Raw genomic sequence first — 23797 nt, 5'->3', positions numbered from 1 at the left:
TTCGCTTCAATCTTCGTACCATCAATAAAGATCGCTTCATCATCAATGAGGTCTTTTTGAACGAGCTGACAACGAAACTGTACGAAGCCCTGACGAAGAAGTTCTTTGACTTCTGGGTGGACACGGAACCGATTGATGGTGCGATAGCTGGGTTCATACCCTTGCGCTAACCACATCATCCGAACGCTATCTTTGAGGAGACCTTCAATCTTTCTTCCTGAAAAAGCCGATTGGGTGTACGCACATAAAATAACTTTCATCATCATACGTGGGTGATAAGCAGGGCATCCCGTATCACGTAGGAACACAGAAAAAGCTTCATCCGGAATCTGTTCGACCAACTCATGGACGGCATAGGCAATATCATTTTCTTGTAATTTCATTTCTAAATCTAGGGGCAAAATCACTTGATTCATGTTATAATCTTTAAACATAAGGGCACCTCCGATGGTTATTGTGTGGTAACTATAATTTTATCAGAGGTTGCCCTTATTTTATTGTTAAATTAAGATGAAAATATAGAAAGAGTGGCCCTGCGAACAAATTCTTTGTCCGCAGGGCCACTCTTATTTTAATTTACTGGGTTTTGTCCCAGCCTCTTTCTATATCACGCTTTTTTTATTGTATGATGATAGTCTGTAGGGACAATAATTTTACCGTGCTGATACTTTACTGCTTCGTCCAATTTTAAAAAGGGTTGATCGCTTGAAAGAAAATCAGATAAAAAGCCTTCTGAAAGCTCAAATCCCTCGACCCTGCCGCTTTTGTCAATGACAATTTCCTTCACCTTGCCAAGCTCTTCTCCGCTTTCTGTTAAAATTTCAGCTTTATTTAACGATTTATTCGAACATTGATCAGCTAAAACCGTCGTTTGAATTTCATCCTGACTTTCACGAAGCAAATAGCCATCATCTTGCCAGGATAATTGACTAAATGAAACAATCATTGTTTCATTTGCATCTCGTTCTTTACGATCGTCGTCTGTAACTGGATAATTATCAGGCGTGAATTGGCCTCCTGACGCTTGAATAGAGTGAAGCATTTCATCTGCATGATGATCAGGAACGGCATCTTTCTCATTAGAAATCTCTTTTTTCTCAACCTCAACATATGTTGCTTGCCGAAGTGTCTGATCAAAGTAAACCTGCTTCACAATCAATTCAGCAGATGATTCATTTTTCAACTTATGATCTTGAATTTCTTTTCCAACCTTAATCATGAAAAATCCTCTCCTTCACAACTGAATACTCCTGCTATTCCCCAAGTCAGTCGTAAAGAAACAAACCATTACTTTTGTAGAATGGTTACCTCTTCCTCAGTTAACTCTCTGTATTCTCCAGGTTCCAAGTCACCATCAAGATGAATATCTCCCATCTGAATGCGCTGTAAATAAACGACTTTCTTGCCTACCGCTTCAAACATTCGCTTTACTTGATGGAATTTTCCTTCATGAATTGTAAGCTCAATTTCGGATTCCTCAGCAGCACTTAAAATCGTTAACTCTCCAGGTTTTGTTTCATATCCATCCTCAAGCGTGACGCCTTTCTCAAAAGCCCGAATATCTTTTTCTGATACAACACCGCTAATTTTAGCATAATAAGTTTTCGGAACATGATGTTTTGGTGACGTTAAATGATGAGCTAGCTTACCATCATTCGTGATGATTAATAATCCTTCTGTATCTTTATCTAATCGCCCTACTGGAAATGGTTCGAAAACTTGATCCTCAGGAATGAGTATGTCAATGACAGTTTCTTCTTCATCTTCCGTTGCTGAAATAACTCCAGCCGGTTTGTTCATCATAAGGTAAATGAATTCCCGATATTCTACGGTTTCTTCATAAACTGTTACGTGATTTTCTTCAGGATCGATATGGTGCTTCGCATCCTTAATCACCTCTTCATCAACACGAACCACGCCTGTTTTCAAAAGTTTTTTTACTTCTTTCCTCGTGCCGTAGCCCATATTTGCTAATAATTTATCTAAACGCATTTCAACCTCTCCTTTTCCATATTTTTTCCACTATTTATTTACTTTTTTAGCATACTTTTTGGTTCGTAAGGGTATGTAAACGATAAATGCCAAAATGCACGTTTGGAGTGAATCGTATGACTGTGAAAGTTGGACTTTTAGCAACAGCACGCAAGAAAAGTAATAAGTCTGCACCAGTGACGGAATTTTACCAAAGTCCTTTATTTCAAAAAACGTTAGAATACGCATCTCAACATTATGACCGCATGTATTTCTATAATGCCAAAGATGGACTTTTATTACCAGAAGACATCATGGACCCCTATGACGTCTCAATTAAAACATTTTCCCATCATCAACGAGAAGAATGGGCTCAAAAAGTAATTGAGCAATTCTCTCAACATGAGACTTCTACGGATATCCTCGTGTGTTTACACGGTGGCTCCGTTTATCGAAAACACCTTGAGCCTCAGCTTAACCGATTCAACTATGTGTATGAAGTGCCTTTAAAAGGACTTGGAATCGGAGAGCAGCTCAGTTGGTATCAGAAAAACTCAGTATAACACGGGTCACATGCCCAGCAACACTGCCCAGCTTCAACATACACTATCAAGTACCTACAAAAGGAGGCGTTGTGAATGTATGATTATGATCGGCAGCAAGGGCAACAGTTCCAGATGTATCCTGGCTTCCCTGGATACCCAGGACAGCCCGGGTATCCCGGCCAACCAGGATATCCTGGAAATATTGAACAACAGCTTAGACAAATTGAGCGCCAGCTACGACGACAAGATCGAAGAATTACAAGAATTGAGAGACAGATCGGGATTCGTGATGAGGACTACGGCTATTAGCCTTCTCAATTATTCCACTTATAAAAAATGAAGGCCTCAGGAGGCCTTCATTTTTTAACGTCTTTTTAGAAATGAGAATCGTTCACCTAAAATTAATCCCGCTAGATTGGAACGATACGATAGCCATAGAAATACAATTCCTCCCACCGTAACGCCAATTAGTAAATTAATGATCGAATACAACATGCTTCCGCCTTCACTTGTTGAAAGGTATAAATCAGGCATAACCGATTCTAATGGAAGAATGGCTAGTTTGGAAGCAACCGCCATAATCACGACGAAAATTCCAATAAGGAGTAACCTTCTTGAGAGGAATCCAAACTCGTAATCTGTATATTTCTTAATGACAGCGATTGTAATGATAACCGACGTTAGTAAACCGATATTTGTCGCAAGAATCGATCCTTTCCCCTCAAACATTGTGACAAAGGGATAAGTTAGACCAGCTTTAAGGACAAGACCAGCCAGTAAACTATAGACGGCAAACTTCTGTTTATTAATCCCCTGCAAAATCGCAGCTGTTACAGAAAAGAGTGCAAATAATATAGCCGTTGGCGCATACCACATTAATAACCAGCTACCAAGCTCTTGATTTACCGTTGGATAAAGAACTCTAAATATCGGTTCAGATAAAACGGCTAACCCTATTGCAGCGGGGGTGGTCAAGAATAATAAAATTTGGAACGTTTGCGTTAGCTGATTCTGCAATGATCCTTCACGATTCGCTGTAAATGATTTCGTAATAGCTGGGATAATCGTCATTGAAAGTGCAGTAGCAAGCGATACTGGGATCATAATCAACTTATGAGCAAGTCCCGTGATAATCGCAAACACTTCTTCATAGGCAGGTTTATCGTAACCAATACTCTTCAATGCTGGATTAATGAGCAACGTATCAATTTGCAAATATAAAGGAATTGCCAAACCGACTACAACAAACGGAAGAGCATACGTAATGATTTCTTTATACATATCTTTTAAGGATACATCATGATCCACCGTACTTTCAGCAAGGTGACGATCTAACGATGGCTTTCGCTTTCTGTAATACCAGAAAACTACAAGCAATCCCCCAACTGCCCCAACAAATGCACCGAAAGTGGCGAATGTAGCGGCTGTCGCTTCCTCACCGTCCATAAATTTAATGATAATAACACTGGAAACAAGGATAAATACGATCCGGAAAATTTGTTCAACGACTTGTGAAACAGCTGTTGGTCCCATCGATTGTAGACCTTGAAAAAAACCGCGCGTTAGACTCATGATCGGCACAATTAATAGCGCCATACTCACGACTCTTATAACTAATGTTACATCGGCAATTGTATTCCCCTCTTTCCCCTCATCAATGACAATACGAGCAATTGGCTCTGCCAAAAGGAAAAGGGCTAGAAATGCTACAAATCCAGTAATCGTCATTAAAAGAAGACCTGACTTAAAAAGTCTTCGTCCCGTTCGGTAATCTCCAAGCGTGTGATATTTTGAAACAAACTTTGAGACTGCAAGCGGAATTCCCACTGTGGAGAGGCTTAGCATTATCGTATATGGAGTATAAGCATATTGATAAAGGGCTACACCCTGCGTACCAACGAGAGCTGTAAAAGGAAACATATAAATCATACCAATTATTCTAGAAAAAAGGGTAGCTGCTGATAACAGCATTGTCCCTCTAATCACATTTGAATCAGACATTTCTCCATCTCCTACTTCTAACCATTCAACTAGATCCATTCGTCATCTATCAACAATTTTCAACAGTTCTTTAAATACACTTCTCCATTTTAAGCTATTTAGCTAGTAACAACAAATATAAATTTTTGTGAAACTTTATTAAGGGGAGTGAATTATGGTATGTTTGAGTGTAGCAAAATGAGAGAGGTGTAAGTATGAACTATGATGTCATTGTGATTGGCGGAGGTCCGTCCGGACTCATGGCGTCTGTATCAGCGGCTGAACATGGAGCAAAAGTGCTTCTCGTTGATAAAGGGAATAAGCTTGGACGAAAGCTAGCGATTTCTGGAGGCGGTCGTTGTAACGTAACAAACCGACTTCCACTTGATGAACTAATCAAATTCATTCCAGGAAACGGAAAATTCTTATACAGCGCGTTTAACATTTTTGATAATGAAGACATTATCACATTCTTTGAAGACCTTGGTATTAAATTAAAAGAAGAAGATCATGGCAGAATGTTCCCCGTCACTGATGATGCCAAGTCTGTTGTAAATGCACTACTAGATAAAGTACGACACTTAAATGTGACAATACAAGTCAATACCCCAGTGGAGAAAGTTCTTTATGAAGACGGGGCTGTTTCAGGTATAAGACTTAAAACGAAAGAAGACATTCACTCATCGAACGTGGTTATTGCAGTTGGAGGAAAATCTGTCCCTCATACGGGTTCAACCGGAGATGGATATGCATGGGCGGAAGAAGGTGGTCATACGATCACAGATCTATACCCCACTGAAGTTCCCCTTACTTCCAGTGAAGCTTTTATTAAAAATAAGGAACTTCAGGGATTATCACTTCGAGATGTTGCGCTATCTGTTCTTAACCCAAAGGGTAAGGTGATTAAAACACATCGATGGGACATGATTTTTACACATATTGGACTTTCTGGCCCCGCTGTTCTTCGGTGCAGTCAATACGTTGTGAAAGCAATGAAAAAATTCAATGCGCAATACATTCCCCTGCAAATTGATGCCGCACCTGATCAAAACGAAGAGGAATTGTTTCGCGAGCATATGAAGCTCGCAAAAGAAGAGCCTAAAAAAGCAATTAAAAACATCTGGAAAAGCAAAGTACCAGAGCGATACATGCTCTTCTTATTTACTAAAGCAGACATATCGCCTGAAACGACGTATGCTCACTTATCGAAGGAAAAAGTGCGTGAATACGTACGCTTATTAAAGCAATTCCAAGTGGCGATCGATGGTACACTTCCAATTGATAAAGCCTTCGTAACGGGTGGAGGCGTATCTCTAAAAGAAATACATCCGAAAGAAATGGCTTCAAAATTCACCACAGGTCTTTACTTTTGTGGAGAAGTACTCGACATCCACGGGTATACCGGCGGCTATAACATCACTTCCGCCTTTGTAACAGGGTATACAGCAGGTAAAAGCGCTGCGGAAAGAAGAACAACTTCTGCTATTTAAGTTGAGCATGATTCGACTCGCCTATAGAAAGAGAGGGATCGTCCATCGGACGATCCCTCTCTTTCTTTTATCGTTTGTTTCGGTTTCTTCCGCTATTTCGATTCCGATTGTTCGAGGAACCAGTCTTACGAGAAGAATGGCTGGATCTACTTCTTTGATCATTTCTTCTTTGATCATTACGCTCTTCACTATCAGGTAGTGCACCTTCAACGGTTTTTCTAGCAAGTTTCTTACCGATCCCTTTTTCAATCATTTGAATAAATGATTGATCCTTTGCAGCTATAAACGTATACGATGCACCATCTCCACCAGCACGCCCCGTTCGCCCAATCCGGTGGATATAACTTTCTGTATCTTGAGGAATGTCGTAGTTGAAAACGTGAGTTACGCCTTCAATATCAAGTCCTCGTGCTGCCACATCTGTGGCCACAAGAAGCTGAATCTTCGCATCACGGAATCGTTTGATAACACTCTCTCGCTTCGACTGAGATAAATCACCATGAAGCTCATCGGATAAATATCCTTTTGCTTTTAAATCACCATTTAATTTACTAACTCTACGCTTCGTACGACAGAAAATAATTCCGAGGAACGGACGTACTTCGTCGATAGTTTCAGTAAGGGACCCAAATTTTCGTCGATCAGTCGTTTCAATAACGAACTGCTCAATTTCTTCAACGGTTTTGCCTTTCTCTTTTCCTCTAATCTTCTCAGGTGAACGCATAAAGCGTTTGGCAAGTTGTTTAATATCGCTCGACATAGTTGCTGAGAATAGGGCGGTTAGACGGCTTTCAGGCGTTTCATCAATAATATCTTCTACTTCTCTAAGGAAACCAATATGCAACATTTGATCAGCTTCATCCAAGACAAGATAAGCAGTATGAGATAAATCAATGGTTTCTCTTCGAACATGATCTAACAAGCGACCAGGCGTTGCCACAACAATGTGGACTTGCTTATTTAGATGCTTGATCTGTCTTTCAACATCCTGACCACCATAAACAGCTAGAACATTGACGTCATCTCGTTCTTCAACTAACTTCATCAATTCTGAAGTAATCTGAATCGCAAGCTCACGAGTTGGCGTTACAATGAGAGCCTGTACTTCTTGTGCTTCTGTATCTATCTTCTCAAGAATTGGCAGCAAGAAAGCGAATGTTTTTCCTGTACCCGTTTGGGCTTGCGCAATGACGTCTTTTCCCTGTAACATGACGGGAATCGTTTCTCTTTGAATGTCTGTTGGGGTATCAATGCCCTGAGCTTCAAGTTGCTTAATGAGACGTGAGTCTAGTCCCAATGTAGTAAATTCGTTCAAATTAGTCACCTCATGTTTAGTATATCAATAATTTGTCTCTTCTTTCAGACCTGCCCTTATTCTCTCGCTCCGAACATAACGAAGTCAAAAGAAATTCCATTATGAAATGAAACCTTAAAAAAAGCTACCTCATTGACGACTGCTAAAGTGCAGTCGAGTGAGACAGCTTTAACTAATTTATACCCGATAATTCCCCATTACTTTTGAAACATAATTTTGTGTTTCTTGAAACGGAGGTATGCCACCGTACCGATCGACATTTCCCGGTCCGGCATTATAAGCGGCTAGTGCAAGCTCAGTGTTTCCATTATACTTATTCATCATTTGTTTCATGTACTTTACGCCGCCTTCAATGTTTTGTCCAGGGTCAAAAGGATCTTTTACTCCTAATGAAGCGGCAGTAGCAGGCATTAGTTGCATTAACCCCATAGCCCCAGCCCCGCTCACGCTATCTGACTTATAGCCTGATTCTTGTTTAATAATGGAATGAATGAGCTTAGGATCGACGTCATATTTCACCGATAATTCTTCTATATACCCATCGATTTCAAGCGATGAAGACGAATAAGAAGGGTTAGACGAGATTGGGATTTGGGATGGCGCAGATAATTCCGCCGGGGTTGAAGTAAGGGTTGAATCCGGATTGGCTTGTCCGTGATTCTGGTTAGAGAGAGCTTGCTCAAGCATATCAGTAAAGGAAAAAGTGGTCGTTTGCTTCACTGCATTTCCTATTTGCAATTGTTGAAGAGTCTGTAAGTCCATCATAGCACGTATTAGTTCTGCCTTCATTTCATCACCCCGGTCTAGTCTTTTTCATCATTATACCAGATTGAAGGCAGAAGTAGATTTCTTTAAGCAATCTATTTGGAACATAGGGAAAAAAGTGCTATGATTTATTAAACACATCAATTTACTTGGATTAAAACTTTTGGAAAACGTCTTTTAGAGACCAATCTCCAAAAGACGTTTTTATTATGAAACGGTCATGTAATATATAGGTTGCTTGCGCTGTTTCATCAGGATCTTCACAGCGAGTCTTGCTGCTTTTCGATCCTCGGCAAGAACAATAATCTCTTTATCACACACTTCATTTTCTTTCGTCTGTCTTCCTAAATAAGAAAGCGGAATATTCTTTGCTTTTTCATAAGGCGTACGATGCGAAAGAATATAATCTCTCACATCAATGAGACAGTACTTATCATCATCAAACCGATCTAAATGAATCGGCTTCATATAAGAATAAGGATAAACTACTCGCCATAATCCTAAAGTCAAGGCAGCCATTACTGCACCAGCCATTCCCCACATCGCCATTCAAACTCTCTCCTTTTTAGCAGGGTTATTTCAGTTTACCCTCCCATTTCATCATACCGCCAACCATATTTCTTACTTCATAACCAGCTTCTTGCATGTACTCACAAGCACGCTCACTGCGACGTCCAGAGCGACAAATCATAATATGCTCTTCTTCTTTGTTTATTTCATCAAGTCGTTCCGGAAGAGTACCAAGACGAATGTGCTTCGCTTCAGGGATCATACCTTCCTCTACTTCCTCGTCCTCACGTACATCAATTAGCGAAACGTTCTTTCCATCATTGATTAGCTTTTCAACCTCTTCAGGTGTTACGGTCTTAATTTCATTACTCATAAAAAACATACCCCTTTCGTACAGTTCTCATATGATTTTTCGATTATATTCACTTTAACAAATTCAATCGTACATGATTTGTTAGTTCAATACAAGAAATCTATCTTCTTATCATCTTACTAATATTCTCAAATATAGGAAAAGGTTATACAAAATGTTGTTTCATCATTTTCAGCAAAATTTTATATAGTTAAAACCCTCTCCATCAACTGGAGAGGGTTAGTTGTTAATTAGCTACGATATTCACTAACTTACCTGGAACAGCAATAACTTTACGAAGTGTTTTGCCATCAAGTTGACCTTTAATTTTCTCATGCTCTAACGCAATTTCCTGCATCTCATCACGAGAGGCTTCTGTAGGAATGGATATTTTAGCGCGAAGTTTGCCGTTAATTTGAACAACAATCTCAACTTCGTCTACTGTAAGTTTGCTTTCATCAAACATTGGCCAATTCGCATACGCAAGTGATTCGCCATGTCCAAGCGTACTCCATAGTTCTTCAGCAAGGTGAGGCGCGATAGGTGAAAGTAACTTCACAAACCCTTCCATTAAAGTAACCGAAACCGTCTCCTGCTTATACGCTTCATTTACAAATACCATCATTTGCGACACAGCGGTGTTAAAGCGCAGTCCTTCCATATCTTCAGTTACTTTCTTAACTGTTTCATGATAAACGCGCTCCATCTTCTCTCCTGAATTTTCTTCAGAAATCGAAGACTTTGTTAGGTCACCTTCGCCAAATAAGCGCCATACACGATCAAGGAAACGACGAGCTCCATCCAGACCATTGTGTGACCATGCTATCGACCCTTCAAATGGCCCCATAAACATTTCATATAGACGAAGTGTATCTGCACCGTGGCTTTCAACTATTTCATCTGGATTTACTACGTTTCCTTTTGACTTACTCATTTTTTCGTTGTTTTCACCAAGAATCATTCCCTGGTTGCGAAGACGTTGGAATGGTTCTTTCGTTGGCACTACACCGATATCATATAGAACTTTATGCCAGAAACGAGCATAAAGCAAGTGAAGAACCGCATGCTCTGCACCACCGATATACATATCCACAGGTAGCCATTCATCAAGCTTCTTAGGATCCGCTAGCATCTCATCGTTATCAGGATCAATATAACGCAGGTAGTACCAGCAGCTTCCAGCCCATTGTGGCATCGTGTTTGTTTCACGACGGCCTTTCATACCTGTTTTAGGATCGACAACGTTCAACCAATCCTCGATATTTGCAAGAGGGGATTCGCCAGTTCCAGAGGGCTTAATTTCCGTTGTTTCTGGTAGAACGACCGGTAAATCTTCCTTCGGTACTGCGCTCATTGAACCATCTTCCCAATGAATGATTGGAATTGGTTCCCCCCAGTAACGCTGACGGCTAAATAACCAATCGCGAAGACGATACGTTGTTTTTTTCGTACCTTTACCGTTTTCCTCTAACCATTCAATGCTTTTCGTTATGGCTTCTTCTTTCTGAAGGCCGTTTAAGAACTCAGAGTTTACATGCTCCCCATCTTCTGTATAGGCTTCTTTCGACACATCTCCACCAGCCACAACTTCTTGAATTGGAAGGTTAAAGGTAGTCGCAAACTCATAATCACGCTCGTCATGAGCAGGAACAGCCATGATCGCACCAGTTCCATAACTCATAAGCACGTAATCCGCTACCCAAATCGGAAGCTTAGCATTATTTATTGGGTTAACTGCATAGGCGCCAGTAAATTCACCAGTCTTCTCTTTTGATAGCTCTGTTCGCTCAAGATCACTCTTTGTTTGAACTTTTGAACGATAGCTCTCAACTTTGGAAATTTGTTCACTCGTCGAAATTTTGTCAACTAGAGGATGCTCAGGTGCTAACACCATATACGTTGCGCCAAACAGTGTATCTGGACGCGTCGTAAAGACATCAATTGACTCTTCATAACCATCAATTGTAAAGGTCACTTCAGCGCCTTCGGACTTCCCAATCCAGTTTCGCTGCATCTCTTTAATGCTGTCAGACCAGTCAAGGTCTTCTAGATCTTCAAGCAAGCGATCCGCATATTCCGTAATTTTTAAGACCCATTGCTTCATTGGTTTACGAACAACAGGATGACCGCCGCGCTCACTCTTACCGTCAATGACTTCCTCATTCGCAAGAACAGTTCCTAACGCTTCACACCAGTTCACAGCTACTTCATCTACGTAGGCAAGACCTTTTTCATATAATTTCGTGAAAATCCACTGTGTCCATTTGTAATAATGTGGATCAGTTGTATTAATTTCTCGATCCCAATCGTATGAAAAACCAAGCTCCTTAATTTGGCGACGGAATGTATCGATGTTCTTTTGCGTAAAGTCACGTGGGTTGTTACCTGTATCAAGTGCATATTGTTCTGCTGGTAGTCCAAATGCATCCCATCCAATTGGATGAAGGACATTGTATCCCTGCATTCTTTTCATACGAGATAAAATATCTGTTGCCGTATACCCTTCAGGGTGTCCAACGTGCAGACCTGCCCCAGATGGATAAGGGAACATATCGAGTATATAAACTTTCTCACCTTGTGCGTCATTCTCTGTTTTAAATGTTTTGTTTGTTTCCCAGAAGTGCTGCCACTTCTTTTCAATTGATTTGTGATCAAATGCCATTGCTACTCTCTCCTTCCAGTCCTTACAGAAAAAATAAAAAACCTCCCATCCCCGTTGTTTATCAACAGGGACGAGAGGTTGAGAATCTACTATTCACAATCACCCGCGGTACCACCCGGCTTAGTGCTAAAAAGCACTCACTTAAGGCCTTTAACGCAGGCATACGGGTCACCTTACTCCATTCAGGTTCCGATTCAAAGGTGAGTTCGCAAAGGTTCTATGTTAACTTCCACCACCCGTTAACTCTCTAGCAATAGAATCCTTGGTACTATTCCTTATCATTATCTTTAACTTCACAAATTACGTATATAATTTGTATTGTATGAAGACTTGTGAGAAATGTCAAGAACATTATCAGAATAGCCGCTTTTTTCGTGATCTATACATCTTCAGATACAATTTACTTTTAATTAGGTATAGAAAATATAAAAGAAACGTACCCATACTGGGCACGTTATCCTTTGCGATGCTTTTTCTGACTCGCCGAATCGTCTTTTGAATGCGGCTTATCTTTTTCTTCTCTCTGCTCTTCTTTTAAATCTTCTAGTGGAATCGCATCCACATTCATTTCTGAAGTATCCTCATCCAATTGATTCTCTTCTTTATCAGGTAATTGCTCAGGGTTATTGGTTTCACCTTGTTTGTGTGCCTTTTCGTTCTTTGCCATATGATCACCTCATTTATTGTTTACTAGTTTGTACCACACTCCATATATTCCCAAACATTTAAGAAAGTTAGTTGGAGAAAAAGATCGAACATGGTAAAGTCATAATGAGCTAAATCATCGCTTTCTAGACGTCTGCATTCACGATAAGTTGCTCAAGTCAGGCAGCAGATAAATGAAGCAAAGAATATTTTTAGTGACAGAAAGGAATATACATCATGACCCTTCAACGTATCTTACCTTTTACAAGAACGCTACTGGACTCAGTCTTAGCAGAAGGTAGCATTGCTATAGACGGTACTTGTGGAAATGGACACGACACTCTCTTTCTAGCCGAATCGGTTGGTAAGTCAGGCAAAGTGTATGGATTCGATATCCAATCTAAAGCAATAGAATCGACCAAAAAAAGACTGCAAGAAGCTGACCAATATACCCAGGTCACTCTATTCCAGGAGACTCACGCTTCCATTAATAACAACATTGAGAAGGAACATATAGGGAAAGTTTCTGCCGCAATCTTTAATCTTGGTTACCTGCCAGGTGGAGATAAATCCATTGTCACTAATGCTGAAGAAACGATTCAATCTGTAACAGATATCTTACGTTTGCTTCATTCAGGAGGACTTCTCATTCTAGTTGTCTATCCGGGGCATCCAGAGGGAAAAATCGAAAGTGAAAAAGTCACAAATTTCGCTACTGATCTTAATCAGTCACATTATCAGGTTCTAAAATATCAGTTTATTAACCAAATCAATGATCCCCCCTATATTCTTGCAATCAGCAAAAAATAAAGGCTGTGCTTCTGCACAGCCCCTATTCATTATAGAATTCTCATCGATTCAATATGATCTCTTGTTTTTTTATTCCCTAATTTGTGTATCAGGCTATATATCTCTTTCATATGGTTATCATAGTCATCATTGTTTTTATCTTCATGATAACTCATGGCAGGGACATGAGCACGGTATAAGGAAAGTCGACTATCCTTATCTGTTAGATCAAAAAGCTCACTAAGCTCATAAATATCTTCCTCATCTGCATCAATTTCAAAATGGTAACTTGATGCTCCTTGATCTTCCAAAATTTCACCTGAACTAACCTCTACGTAATAACGCTTCTTCATCTTAAAAGCCCCTTTCAAAATCCTATAGGCTTCTTTTCTCACGAATGAGTGTTTTTTATACGCGTTTTACTGAGAAGCTTTGTGAAGTCTTCTATAAACCCATCCATTAAAGTAAAAGAAAATACTCGATCGTCCACCAATACGAATGATTTTACGAGCTAACGAACGAACATCTTTCTGCTCCATTACTTTGCGATCGGCAAGATAGATTCCAAGTAAACCTCGATTAATTAACCGGTGGAAAGAAGAATGAGGAAGTCCCTCGACGCTTTTATCTGCTTCCTTAATAAAGTGCGCAACACGCTTGGCGAGCTCATCATTGTCTTTATAATAAAAACAAAAATTCAAATCTCCACCAGCTCGATCCTCTTCCTGATCAATAAAGTAATCCAGCATAATATGAAGACCCTGCACCCAAGGAAAGTACCCATCTTTAATCATCGTTGTTCCACCTTGTGGGATTTCTTCACCTAGTGAGTACGAGACAAGACAAAATATACCCAACGTTGATCCTGCACAAGCAGAAAATTCGTTCCAAGTCATTTCTGGCATTTGCTTCTTGTGCTGATCAAACCAGCTCTTCAATCTTGGCACGCGTTCTTCCTCTTTCACATGTTTATGTACCTGAAGATCACAATAGTAATGACAGAGTTCTAGTAAGGCCGGCTGCACTTCGGATTGATTTGGCAACTCGCGAATTACCTTCTGACACGTCTGAACAAGTTCAACTAGATAACCGCCATCATCTTTTTCTTCCCGATAGCGATAATAGTGATTAGATGCTTCAACCTCAGGCGAAAGAGCCTCAATCATTGCCTCATGTAAAGCACTGAAGTCTTTTGGATCAAGTGAAGTACTTCGGTCACATAAGTTATCCAGGTAGTCGCTAATTGTCTGATAAGCAGCGATAAATGAAATCGAACGATCAATCTGCTTTCCAGCAAGTAACCCATAGATCCCTCCACCTTCACAGTGAAACGTTTTTGAATCAATGCTGTCTAGTGCCTGTTTTCTAAGTTCAGGATTTGGGATTTGTTCAGCCCGTCTCCTCCAATATTCTAATTCATGATGAACCCTCGGTAAGACGCGTCGATAGATACTATACATCAGCGTCCAGGGTTGACTCGGTACTTTCAAGTGACCCCACTCCTGTATTAATTATTTATCTGGTTTTCTTTGCGGCTTAGTAATTCAAGTTTTAATTCAACAAACGATTTGGCTGTTTGAAATACATCTTCACGATCTGGTTCGTTGAACACCTCATGATAAAATCCATCCCACTCTTTATAGGCCTTCTCTTTCAAGGGAATACGGTTAAACCATGAAATAACGGCTTGTTTATCAACAATACGATCATCGCCACCCTGTACAACAAGCAATGGTAAATTGTGAAATGTTCTCGCACCTTCGTTTGCGATTTTCATTGCCTTAAGAAGTTCACGATACCACCTTACCGATACTTTTTGAACCATTAGTGGATCTTCTTGATCGCGTTTATGAAATTCCGGATTCCTTGTCCCAATATTCGGCTCTAGCTTGGAATTTAACCTTAACGAAGGAACGATTGGATTTAATACTTTAGAGAGAAGATCTACGCCTTTATTTGGAGGATTCACTAGACCAATACAAGGAGAAGATAAAATCACTCCCGTCAGAGACGGTCGCTTTTCCATAATCGTTCGAATCGAAGCAAGACCGCCCATACTATGTCCTAATAAAAACACTGGTAGCTGAAATTCGTGAGCTCTTTTGATCCATTTGTCGATAGTCTCGATATATTGGTCAAACGAATCAATGTGCCCTCGTCTTCTCGTACTCTCCCCTTGCCCTGGTAAATCACCAAGCACTACATGGTAACCTGCTTCAATCCACTTTGAAACGAGCCAATCATATCTACGATGATGTTCGTTCGCTCCATGAACTAATACAATAACTCCTTTTGGATATTCAGTTTCTTTTATGCGCATGAAAAATCAGCCCCCTTATGTAGGTCCGTTCTTTTTGATACACTACTTTTGAAAAGGATTTCATCTATACTAAATGAAGGTTGGGATTGCAATGCTGTATGCGTATCATGACAAAAAACCTCAGATTCATGAAACAGTCTATATTGCGGATTATACTACCATTACAGGGGATGTGACAATCGAAGAACATAGTAGCGTCTGGTTTAACACGACGATTCGCGGAGATGTTGCACCAACAGAAATTGGTAAAAAAGTGAATATACAAGATAATTGTGTTCTCCATCAGAGTCCAAATAAAAAACTCATTCTTGAAGATGGTGTGACGATCGGCCATCAGGTTATCCTCCATAGTAGTATTATTCGTAAGAACGCTCTTGTTGGAATGGGCTCAATCATTCTTGATGGGGCTGAGATTGGAGAAGGTTCTTTTATAGGTGCCGGAAGTCTTGTCCCACCGGGAAAGAAAATCCCGCCTCATTCTCTTGCATTCGGAAGGCCAGCTAAAGTGGTTAGAACATTAACAGAGCATGATCTGCAAGATATGAACCGCATTCGAAGAGAATACGTTGAAAAAGCAGCTTATTACAAAGAGCAAAACCCACTCTAGAAAACACGCATATTTGTCGTTCGTTTGAGGAAGGTTACCAATACAATCCTAAATGGATCGAGGTGGCTTTCGTGTATAAAATGACAATGGTCTTGATCGTGCTCGTCGTCATCACCTTGCTAATTGGCGCATTTATGACGTACAGGCTTGGACAAAATCAAAAAGGCGAATATGATAATCAAGGGAACGCCCGGGTCAAATCTTCTTTCTTTAGTAATCCGATTTTTCTTGTTTATATTATCGCAACAGCATTAGCCATTGGCTATGTAATCTATTTTACGTTAATTTGATGAAAAAGATCAGGAAGATTATTCCTGATCTTTTTTTGTTTGGTCTTAACAATTCCTTAAGATTTCTTTAATAGTGGCATTAAAATTCTGCTATATGCTTAAGGTAACACATAGGTTGAAGGGGGATTCTTTTTGAGTAAAATGGTTGGATGGCTTTATGAGCGGGAGTGTACCGTATTTCGATTTGTGAATTTAACGTGTCATTCAAGATATCTCACATCTCTTTTTGGTTTTGTTACTCATGCAGGTGGTGCTAGAGCAACCATAATAAGCACACTTATGTTACTTGCTTTGTTACCCGCTCCATTAAAGATCTGGGCATTACAAGCTGTATTTGCTCTTGCTGCAAGTCATATACCAGTTCATTTATTAAAAAAACATTACCCAAGACACCGCCCATATCTGGCTATGCCAGAAACGAAGATGCTCGTCTACCCTCTGAAAGATCATTCTTTTCCTTCTGGTCATACGACAGCGATCTTTTCTGTTCTTACACCGTTTGTCTTTCATCTTCCTTCACTAGCTCTCCCCCTTCTTGCTCTTGGGAGTCTAGTTGCCTTGTCGCGGATCTACTTAGGTCATCATTATCCTTCTGATGTTCTCGTTGGTGTCTTACTTGGTGGTGGATCAGGCATTCTTTCAACACTCATATTAGGCTAGAGAGGAGGATCAGCCATGAAACTTGCACTCTTTACTGACACGTATTATCCACAGGTCAATGGGGTTTCTCGCACACTCGGTAAGTTAACCACATATATGGATCGTCATCATGTGGATTACATGCTTTTCGCACCCGACTGTCAGGCTGATGAAGACCTGTTCACAAGTAATGTTCATCGGTTTACAAGTATGAAGTTTTTCCTATACCCTGAATGCCGCATTGCCCTTCCTAAATTAAGTCTTATCCGCAATCAGCTCCAAGGATTCAACCCGGACCTCCTTCATGTGGCAACACCGTTTAATATCGGAATGTGCGGGTTGCACTATGGAAAAAAGTACAACGTGCCCATGGTTGCTTCCTATCATACGAATTTTGATGACTATCTAAAACATTATTACCTTGAATGGTTTTCCCCTGTCATGTGGAAATATTTAACGTGGTTTAACCAGCCATTCTCTAGCATCTTTGTTCCGTCTAACGAAACACGCCACCGGCTAAATGAAAAAGGATTTGAGAACCTGAAACTTTGGAGAAGAGGCGTTAACTGTGAACACTTTTCTCCGCTTAAAAAGAATCAGTCACTACGAGAACGATACAACTTCCATGAAAAGTATATTCTGTTATTTGTTAGTCGACTTGCTCCAGAAAAAAATCTTGAAACACTACAAAAAATCATGTGGAAATTACCTGATGAATTAAAACGACAAACAAGATGGTTGGTAGTAGGAGACGGACCAGCCATGCCTCACTTCAAAGAAAATGTACCTGGAAATGTGACATTCACGGGATACAAAGAAGGAGACGAATTAGCAGAGCTATACGCAACTTCGGATCTATTCATATTCCCATCGGCTACTGAAACATTTGGAAATGTCGCATTGGAGTCTCTCGCCTCAGGAACCCCTGTTGTAGCTGCAAATGCTGGAGGCTTAACCGACGTTGTGTCGGAAGAACGAAATGGACTTTTCTGCTCCCCTAATAAGGAGGAGGAATACATTAGCTCGATCAGACGACTCTTATCAGATCATACTGAACGTAGAATGATGGGGTATGAGGGCCGACGGTATGCACTTTCTCAATCTTGGGATGCCATTTTTGGTCGATTATTAGAGGACTACGAAAAAACAATTGGAGTTAAGAAGATTGCTCAATATGCTTAGAAAGGAGAAAAATAATGAAGCTTGCTGTATTTGGCACCAATGAAATTGGTTTAACCGCATCCGCTATCTTCGCTTCACATGGTCATCATGTCGTTTGTACCGATGAGGATCGAAGTCAAATTGTTGCACTCAATTCAGGCGAAGTTCCTGTGAATGAAGAAGGATTGCCAGAAATGATGACAGATGCGAAAAAGGCTGGTCAATTAAGCTTTTCTGTTAATCGATTAACAGCCGCTTCTGAAGCAGACCTTCTTCTATTCACTGAACCGATACCAGTTGACGAGAATAAACATCCTGATCTTACTTGTTTCTTTCGTTTCATAAGAAAAATTGCTCTTACAATTAAACAACATAAAACCTTTATTATTAAAAGTAATGTTCCCCCAGGAACAGCATCAAAAGTAGAAGACATTCTCATAGAACAGGGTGTGCCTGATCGCTCCTTCGATGTTGTGAGTAATCCAGATTTTATTCGAAAAGGCTCAGCTGTAAAGGATTTTATGTGTCCGTCTCAAATCATTATCGGCACTTCTTCGCTTCGAGCTTGTCGTGCGATGGAAACGTTCTATGAGCCTATTACGTCGTCTCTTCAATATATGGACCATACTAGTGCAGAATTAATGAGGTACGCTTATCATACGTATCAATCATTACAAGTCTCGTGTCTTACGATGATCGCTGGGGTTGCAGAAAAATACGGGGGTGACGTCGAATTGATTCAAGGCGCATTACCGAAGACACCAAAATTTAGTGAGCACTCTCTTCATTCCGGTTCTTCTTTTCTAGGTACTGACACGTTAGACGAACTTGCTTTATTTCGTTCAATGATTAAAGCATCTTCTTCTGCAAATCAAATGTTTAAGGCACTAGAAGAAATTGATCAATATCAACCTGAACTATTGATTCAGAAACTGAAAGATTTCCTAGGAACTCTCAAAGGAGCTAAAATTGCTATTTTCACTTCATCTACAGTAAAACTGATCCCAGCACTTCCACCTTATGAGTTAGTCATTAAGAAATTGAAAGAGGAAGGTGCTATTGTTCAACAGTTTGATACTGAAAAAACGAAGAGCAAACAAGAAAACGTAATGATTTACGAATCAGTGCAAGGTTGCGATGCTCTTTTATTGATGAGTGAATTAGTGTCTATTAAACAACTGAACTGGGGGAAAATCATCAAAGGGCTCAAGCTTCCATTAGTCGTAGACGGTCATAACTTATACCCCCTGGATGAAATGCGAATCATTGCTAACACCTATGATTTAATTTACTGTTCAATTGGTCGCCCAAACATCTATAAAGGATTGGGTTCCATTTCAGTACAATCCATTCAGTAAAGACGGTTTGTATAACTATCCTTTAACGATTCCGCAACGTGATCTTCACCGATCTTCGCATGATCTGAAAGCATTCTAGTAGCCGGTGCGAGTCCTTCTATATTTGGCCAACGCTCCGGTTCCCAGAGATGGGATCGTTTTAGTGCTTTTCCACAGTGAATGAAACATTCTTTTACTTCAACACCAATTCCAAATAATGGCGTTTTTCCCTTGTGCTCAAATCGTGCAAGGAGACTTTTATCTTTCACAATCGTCGCAATCCCATTGATGCGCAACGTTTCATCTCGTCCTGGAATCATGAAAAGCAAACCAACCATTGGGTTTTCTACTATGTTTCTCATCGAGTCCATTCGTTTGTTTCCTGGTCTTTCTGGTATTAAGAGATGATAGTCATCTAACACTTGAATGAAGCCTGGCTTATCCCCTCTTGGAGAAACATCACTACCCGTACTTGAATGGGTAGCTATCGTAATAAAAGGTGTAAAGCGAATAAACTCTCTACAATGTTCATCAAGAAAAGAAATAACCTTATGTGCAGCAAGCTGACTCGGATTTCCGGCCACCTCTTCAAGTTCCTGCAGCGTTGTAATTTCTTCACCAAAAATTCTCTTCATTCCTTTTCTCCTCCTACATTTCCTTCCATTTTATCACACCCTCACAAAGACTTTATATTCTCTAAATGAAGACAAAAAAAAGAGACCAGTGGCCTCTTTTCATCATTTATTAAATTCCGGCACCCTGTTTAAGGGATTCTGAACGATCTGTTTGCTCCCAAGGAAGCTCAATGTCTGTACGTCCAAAATGACCATACGCAGCCGTTTGCTTATAAATAGGGCGACGAAGATCAAGCATCTTAATAATGCCTGCAGGACGAAGATCAAAGTTTTCTCTTACTAGCTCCACAAGTCGTTCCTCTGAAACTTTCCCAGTGCCAAATGTATCAATCGCAATCGATACAGGCTGAGCAACACCAATTGCGTAAGCAAGCTGAACTTCACAACGATCGGCAAGGCCTGCTGCTACAAGGTTTTTCGCAACGTAGCGAGCTGCATATGCTGCAGAACGGTCTACTTTCGTTGCATCCTTACCAGAGAATGCACCGCCACCGTGACGCGCATAACCGCCGTAAGTATCCACAATAATTTTTCTTCCTGTTAAACCTGCGTCACCCTGAGGTCCACCGATAACAAAGCGTCCTGTCGGGTTAATGAAATACTTTGTTTCTTCATCAATCAATTCAGCAGGAACGACTGGCTTCACAACGTGTTCCTTAATGTTACGCTGAATTTGTTCAAGTGAAATTTCAGGGTGGTGCTGTGTCGACACAACAATTGTATCGACGCGAACTGGCTTTCCAGCTTCATCGTATTCCACAGTTACTTGTGTTTTACCATCAGGACGAAGATAAGGAAGAATTTCTTCTTTTCTTACTTCACTTAAACGACGTGCTAATTTATGTGCAAGAGAAATCGGAAGTGGCATTAATTCCGCTGTTTCATTACATGCGTAACCAAACATAAGTCCCTGGTCACCTGCACCAATTGCATCAATTTCATCATCAGACATCGTGCCTTCACGCGCTTCAAGAGCAACGTTTACACCTGCTGCTATATCGGCAGACTGCTCATCAATAGATGAAAGCACCGCACAGGTTTCAGCATCAAATCCGTATTTTGCACGTGTATAACCGATTGTTTGAATCGTTTCACGAACGACTTTTGGAATATCCACATAGTGCGAAGTTGTAATTTCACCGGAAACTAATACAAGCCCAGTTGTTACTGTAGTTTCACAGGCAACGCGCGCATTTGGGTCATGCGCAAGAATATCATCCAGAATGGCATCTGAAATCTGATCTGAAATTTTATCAGGATGCCCCTCTGTTACTGATTCAGAAGTAAACAAACGACGATTACTCACTCAAGTACCTCCTTAAGGGTTCTATCTAGTTATAGTGTAATGGATACGGTACTCATTTCCCTATTATCCTGTGCCGAAACGAGAGAACGAATTCAGAATCTTATCGTCTTACCTTTTTTTATAGTGTCATCATCTAGAACGACATTAAAAAAGCCCTTTCCTTCTTGTTAGAGGGAAAAGGAGCTGGTATCTCATGCCTTTCGCCTCTTATCTTCCAAGACTATTGTCTTGCAGGTTAGCACCTTAATCCTGTTGTATAGGAGTTGGTTGCTGAGCTTCATCGGGCCTGTCCCTCCGCCTGCTCGGGATAAGAGTATCCATTCTCGAAATATAATAACGCAGATGAAAGAATGTGTCAATGAAGAAAAGCGGAAGCGATCGAGAGTCTGGGCGCTGCAGCTAGACACGAAAAGCGAAGACGAGCGGTTAGAAACGGAGATATTGGAACTCCTGAACTGGAACACGCTTTTGGTGTTCCTATGAAGGAGTGAAATATCACGAAAAGCGGAACCCTGACTCGAAAGAACGGAATTATTCATTCATTAGCTTCACATAAAAAAAGACTTCTTATATTAAAGAAGGGACCCCTCAAACCTAACCAAATCGTCATTCGCTCTTTTTTCACTCTTTAAGCAAAAAATACATAGATTAGTATAGAATAATCGCGCAAATGTGTTATACTATTTTTGAGTTAAACGAGTCAGTCAACGAAATCTTTCATAAAGGATGGGTTTAACGTATGAAAACAGCTTCCTTCTCCTCACCGTTATTGGATGCTATCTTAAATAAGAACAATCCACATGTAAATTTATCAGTTTCTGAACTGGTTGAACATTCCTTATTTAAAAATGAAGGCACGCTCTCTTCAACCGGCGCTCTTCGAGTAGAAACCGGAAAATACACCGGCCGTTCTCCTGGGGACAAGTTTATTGTAAACGAAGACTCCGTAAAGAACAAAGTAAATTGGGAAACAAATCAACCAATTTCCGAAAAAAGTTTTGAAAACCTTTACACGAAAGTGCTGAACTATCTTGGTGAGAAAAAGGATCTTTATGTATTTAAAGGATTTGCTGGTGCTGACCAGTCATCAAGGCTACCCATCCAGGTGATTAACGAATATGCCTGGCATAACCTTTTTGCCCACCAACTTTTTATACGTCCAAATGAGTCAGAGCTACAAGATCATGAAGCAGGATTTACTGTTATATCTGCTCCTGGTTTTCAAGCTGATCCTGACGTTGACGGGACAAATTCCGAAACGTTCATCATTATTTCCTTTGAAAAGCGCACCGTTTTAATTGGCGGTACAGAATATGCTGGCGAAATCAAAAAATCAATTTTCACCGTCATGAACTACTTATTACCTGAGAACAATATTCTTTCCATGCACTGCTCTGCAAACGTTGGTAAAGAAGGCGATGTTGCTCTATTTTTCGGTTTATCTGGAACAGGTAAAACGACGCTTTCTGCTGACGCACACCGTTCGCTTATAGGTGATGATGAACATGGCTGGTCCATGAACGGTGTTTTTAACATTGAAGGCGGTTGCTACGCTAAATGCATCAACTTATCGAGAGAAAAAGAACCTGAAATCTGGGATGCCATCCGTTTTGGAACAGTTCTTGAGAACGTCATAATGGATACCGATTCACGTAAGCCTGATTACGATAACACGAGCTTAACTGAAAATACTCGAGCTGCATATCCAATCGATGCCATTCCTAACATCGCTATTCCAAGCGTAGCGGGTCATCCTAATACGATTATCTTCTTAACCGCTGATGCCTTCGGAGTCCTTCCGCCGATCAGTAAGCTTACGAAAGAACAAGCGATGTTCCATTTTCTTTCTGGCTATACAAGTAAACTAGCCGGAACCGAAAGAGGCGTAACTTCACCCGAAGCTACTTTCTCTACTTGCTTCGGCGCACCGTTCTTACCGTTACCTGCTCACCGCTATGCCGAAATGCTTGGTGAGAAAATCATGGAACATGATGTTCAAGTTTTCCTTGTGAACACAGGGTGGTCTGGTGGCGGATATGGTGTTGGAAAGCGAATGAAGCTATCCTACACAAGAGCGATGATTCAAGCTGCTTTGAACGGAGAGCTTGATCGTATAGAAACAATAACAGATCCCATTTTCGGATTGCATATTCCTTCTCACTGTCCTGGCGTACCAGCAGATGTGCTGCAACCAAAACAAACATGGGAAAACAAAGAAAACTATGACATAAAAGCAAAAGAACTTGCTACTCAATTTGTTAAGAATTTTGATAAATTTTCAAACGTATCTGAAGAGATTAAAAAAGCTGGACCTAACGTTTAAAAACTTTCAAAAAGCACCTAAATGGTGCTTTTTGCTTTGTAACAACGCTTTTTTTGGACTAACCGCCTCGAAATGAGCAAATGCTAAAAAGCTCTTACCGCTAACTAACTAAAAGAACCCCCCTATAGCATTATCCTTTTTTATCTGCCAAACAC

General features: G+C 40.4%; 25 protein-coding genes, 1 riboswitch and 1 other annotated feature. Of the genes, 10 read left to right on the top strand and 15 right to left on the bottom strand.

Annotation, left to right across the window (positions count from 1 at the left end):
- The 3 genes from LCL91_RS12355 to LCL91_RS12345 form a co-directional block, all read right to left on the bottom strand.
- Positions 1-434: transposase (locus LCL91_RS12355; protein WP_224882743.1), on the bottom strand; the 434-nt coding region annotated here is incomplete at its 3' end.
- Between the two features lie 173 nt (positions 435-607).
- Positions 608-1219: a PRC-barrel domain-containing protein gene (locus LCL91_RS12350; protein WP_224882742.1), complete on the bottom strand. Its 612-nt coding sequence runs from the start codon at positions 1217-1219 to the stop codon at positions 608-610.
- A gap of 68 nt (positions 1220-1287) precedes the next feature.
- A complete protein-coding gene (locus LCL91_RS12345) occupies positions 1288-1992 on the bottom strand; it encodes a pseudouridine synthase (RefSeq protein ID WP_224882741.1) in 705 nt (234 codons plus the stop codon).
- Positions 1993-2108: 116 nt separating this feature from the next.
- Here LCL91_RS12345 and LCL91_RS12340 point away from each other — a divergent pair, with 116 nt between their 5' ends.
- Together LCL91_RS12340 and LCL91_RS12335 are read left to right on the top strand one after the other, a co-directional pair.
- The gene (locus LCL91_RS12340) at positions 2109-2534 is read left to right on the top strand and encodes a DUF6884 domain-containing protein (protein ID WP_098444597.1); all 426 of its coding nucleotides are present in this window, start codon (positions 2109-2111) and stop codon (positions 2532-2534) included.
- Between the two features lie 75 nt (positions 2535-2609).
- The gene (locus LCL91_RS12335; protein ID WP_098444598.1) at positions 2610-2825 is read left to right on the top strand and encodes a hypothetical protein; all 216 of its coding nucleotides are present in this window, start codon (positions 2610-2612) and stop codon (positions 2823-2825) included.
- A gap of 54 nt (positions 2826-2879) precedes the next feature.
- On the opposite strand, the gene LCL91_RS12330 is transcribed toward LCL91_RS12335, so the two are convergent.
- Positions 2880-4517, bottom strand: coding sequence for a putative polysaccharide biosynthesis protein (locus LCL91_RS12330; RefSeq protein WP_224882740.1), 1638 nt, complete (start codon positions 4515-4517; stop codon positions 2880-2882).
- 194 nt (positions 4518-4711) lie between these two features.
- Here LCL91_RS12330 and LCL91_RS12325 point away from each other — a divergent pair, with 194 nt between their 5' ends.
- Positions 4712-5986, top strand: a complete 1275-nt coding sequence (locus tag LCL91_RS12325) for an NAD(P)/FAD-dependent oxidoreductase (RefSeq protein WP_224882739.1) — start codon at positions 4712-4714, stop codon at positions 5984-5986.
- Between the two features lie 67 nt (positions 5987-6053).
- Here the strand turns inward: LCL91_RS12325 and LCL91_RS12320 are convergent, their stop codons facing one another.
- The 6 genes from LCL91_RS12320 to LCL91_RS12295 all read right to left on the bottom strand — a co-directional run bounded on the left by LCL91_RS12320 (position 6054) and on the right by LCL91_RS12295 (position 12257).
- Positions 6054-7301, bottom strand: a complete 1248-nt coding sequence (locus tag LCL91_RS12320) for a DEAD/DEAH box helicase (protein WP_425589680.1) — start codon at positions 7299-7301, stop codon at positions 6054-6056.
- A 177-nt stretch (positions 7302-7478) separates the two neighbouring features.
- Positions 7479-8090 (bottom strand): lytic transglycosylase domain-containing protein, encoded by a 612-nt coding sequence (locus LCL91_RS22125; RefSeq protein ID WP_305078220.1) that lies wholly within the window; start codon positions 8088-8090, stop codon positions 7479-7481.
- Positions 8091-8273: 183 nt separating this feature from the next.
- A complete protein-coding gene (locus tag LCL91_RS12310) occupies positions 8274-8615 on the bottom strand; it encodes a rhodanese-like domain-containing protein (RefSeq protein WP_224882737.1) in 342 nt (113 codons plus the stop codon).
- 25 nt (positions 8616-8640) lie between these two features.
- Positions 8641-8949, bottom strand: a complete 309-nt coding sequence (locus tag LCL91_RS12305) for a rhodanese-like domain-containing protein (protein WP_098444604.1) — start codon at positions 8947-8949, stop codon at positions 8641-8643.
- A gap of 226 nt (positions 8950-9175) precedes the next feature.
- The gene (gene leuS, locus LCL91_RS12300; RefSeq protein ID WP_224882735.1) at positions 9176-11590 is read right to left on the bottom strand and encodes a leucine--tRNA ligase; all 2415 of its coding nucleotides are present in this window, start codon (positions 11588-11590) and stop codon (positions 9176-9178) included.
- A 63-nt stretch (positions 11591-11653) separates the two neighbouring features.
- Positions 11654-11881: a binding site (T-box leader), on the bottom strand.
- A gap of 163 nt (positions 11882-12044) precedes the next feature.
- Entirely contained in the window at positions 12045-12257 is a 213-nt protein-coding gene (locus LCL91_RS12295) for a hypothetical protein (protein ID WP_224882732.1), read from the bottom strand.
- Positions 12258-12472: 215 nt separating this feature from the next.
- Here LCL91_RS12295 and LCL91_RS12290 point away from each other — a divergent pair, with 215 nt between their 5' ends.
- On the top strand, positions 12473-13045 hold the full coding sequence (locus tag LCL91_RS12290; protein WP_224882730.1) for a class I SAM-dependent methyltransferase: 573 nt from the start codon (positions 12473-12475) through the stop codon (positions 13043-13045).
- Between the two features lie 29 nt (positions 13046-13074).
- On the opposite strand, the gene LCL91_RS12285 is transcribed toward LCL91_RS12290, so the two are convergent.
- The 3 genes from LCL91_RS12285 to LCL91_RS12275 all read right to left on the bottom strand — a co-directional run bounded on the left by LCL91_RS12285 (position 13075) and on the right by LCL91_RS12275 (position 15344).
- Positions 13075-13377: a hypothetical protein gene (locus LCL91_RS12285; protein WP_165997269.1), complete on the bottom strand. Its 303-nt coding sequence runs from the start codon at positions 13375-13377 to the stop codon at positions 13075-13077.
- A gap of 66 nt (positions 13378-13443) precedes the next feature.
- Positions 13444-14514: a tetraprenyl-beta-curcumene synthase family protein gene (locus LCL91_RS12280; RefSeq protein ID WP_224882728.1), complete on the bottom strand. Its 1071-nt coding sequence runs from the start codon at positions 14512-14514 to the stop codon at positions 13444-13446.
- 17 nt (positions 14515-14531) lie between these two features.
- On the bottom strand, positions 14532-15344 hold the full coding sequence (locus LCL91_RS12275) for an alpha/beta hydrolase (RefSeq protein ID WP_224882726.1): 813 nt from the start codon (positions 15342-15344) through the stop codon (positions 14532-14534).
- 91 nt (positions 15345-15435) lie between these two features.
- Here LCL91_RS12275 and LCL91_RS12270 point away from each other — a divergent pair, with 91 nt between their 5' ends.
- From LCL91_RS12270 to LCL91_RS12250, 5 genes are all read left to right on the top strand, one after another.
- Positions 15436-15951, top strand: coding sequence for a gamma carbonic anhydrase family protein (locus LCL91_RS12270; protein WP_224882724.1), 516 nt, complete (start codon positions 15436-15438; stop codon positions 15949-15951).
- Between the two features lie 71 nt (positions 15952-16022).
- Positions 16023-16241 (top strand): hypothetical protein, encoded by a 219-nt coding sequence (locus LCL91_RS12265; protein WP_098444611.1) that lies wholly within the window; start codon positions 16023-16025, stop codon positions 16239-16241.
- A gap of 141 nt (positions 16242-16382) precedes the next feature.
- Positions 16383-16901, top strand: coding sequence for a phosphatase PAP2 family protein (locus LCL91_RS12260; protein WP_224882765.1), 519 nt, complete (start codon positions 16383-16385; stop codon positions 16899-16901).
- A 15-nt stretch (positions 16902-16916) separates the two neighbouring features.
- Positions 16917-18062, top strand: a complete 1146-nt coding sequence (locus LCL91_RS12255) for a glycosyltransferase family 4 protein (RefSeq protein ID WP_224882722.1) — start codon at positions 16917-16919, stop codon at positions 18060-18062.
- A 14-nt stretch (positions 18063-18076) separates the two neighbouring features.
- Positions 18077-19399, top strand: a complete 1323-nt coding sequence (locus LCL91_RS12250) for a nucleotide sugar dehydrogenase (RefSeq protein ID WP_224882720.1) — start codon at positions 18077-18079, stop codon at positions 19397-19399.
- On the opposite strand, the gene LCL91_RS12245 is transcribed toward LCL91_RS12250, so the two are convergent.
- A complete protein-coding gene (locus tag LCL91_RS12245) occupies positions 19393-20013 on the bottom strand; it encodes a pyridoxamine 5'-phosphate oxidase family protein (RefSeq protein WP_224882719.1) in 621 nt (206 codons plus the stop codon). The genes LCL91_RS12250 and LCL91_RS12245 overlap by 7 nt on opposite strands.
- 109 nt (positions 20014-20122) lie before the next feature.
- Positions 20123-21319, bottom strand: coding sequence for a methionine adenosyltransferase (metK, locus tag LCL91_RS12240; RefSeq protein ID WP_224592960.1), 1197 nt, complete (start codon positions 21317-21319; stop codon positions 20123-20125).
- 204 nt (positions 21320-21523) lie between these two features.
- A riboswitch (SAM riboswitch) is annotated at positions 21524-21633 on the bottom strand.
- A gap of 425 nt (positions 21634-22058) precedes the next feature.
- Between metK and pckA the strand changes: the two genes are divergently transcribed.
- Positions 22059-23642 carry a phosphoenolpyruvate carboxykinase (ATP) gene (gene pckA, locus LCL91_RS12235; protein ID WP_224882718.1) on the top strand — a complete coding sequence of 528 codons (1584 nt, stop codon included), beginning with the start codon at positions 22059-22061 and terminating at the stop codon, positions 23640-23642.
- The last annotated feature ends 155 nt before the right edge of the window (positions 23643-23797 follow it).

It is taken from the genome of Guptibacillus hwajinpoensis (assembly GCF_020171785.1).
GTDB classification, from domain to species: domain Bacteria; phylum Bacillota; class Bacilli; order Bacillales; family Guptibacillaceae; genus Guptibacillus; species Guptibacillus sedimenti.
The sequence above is the reverse complement of the archived record's forward strand: the minus strand, read 5'-3'. Positions and strand labels throughout refer to the sequence as shown.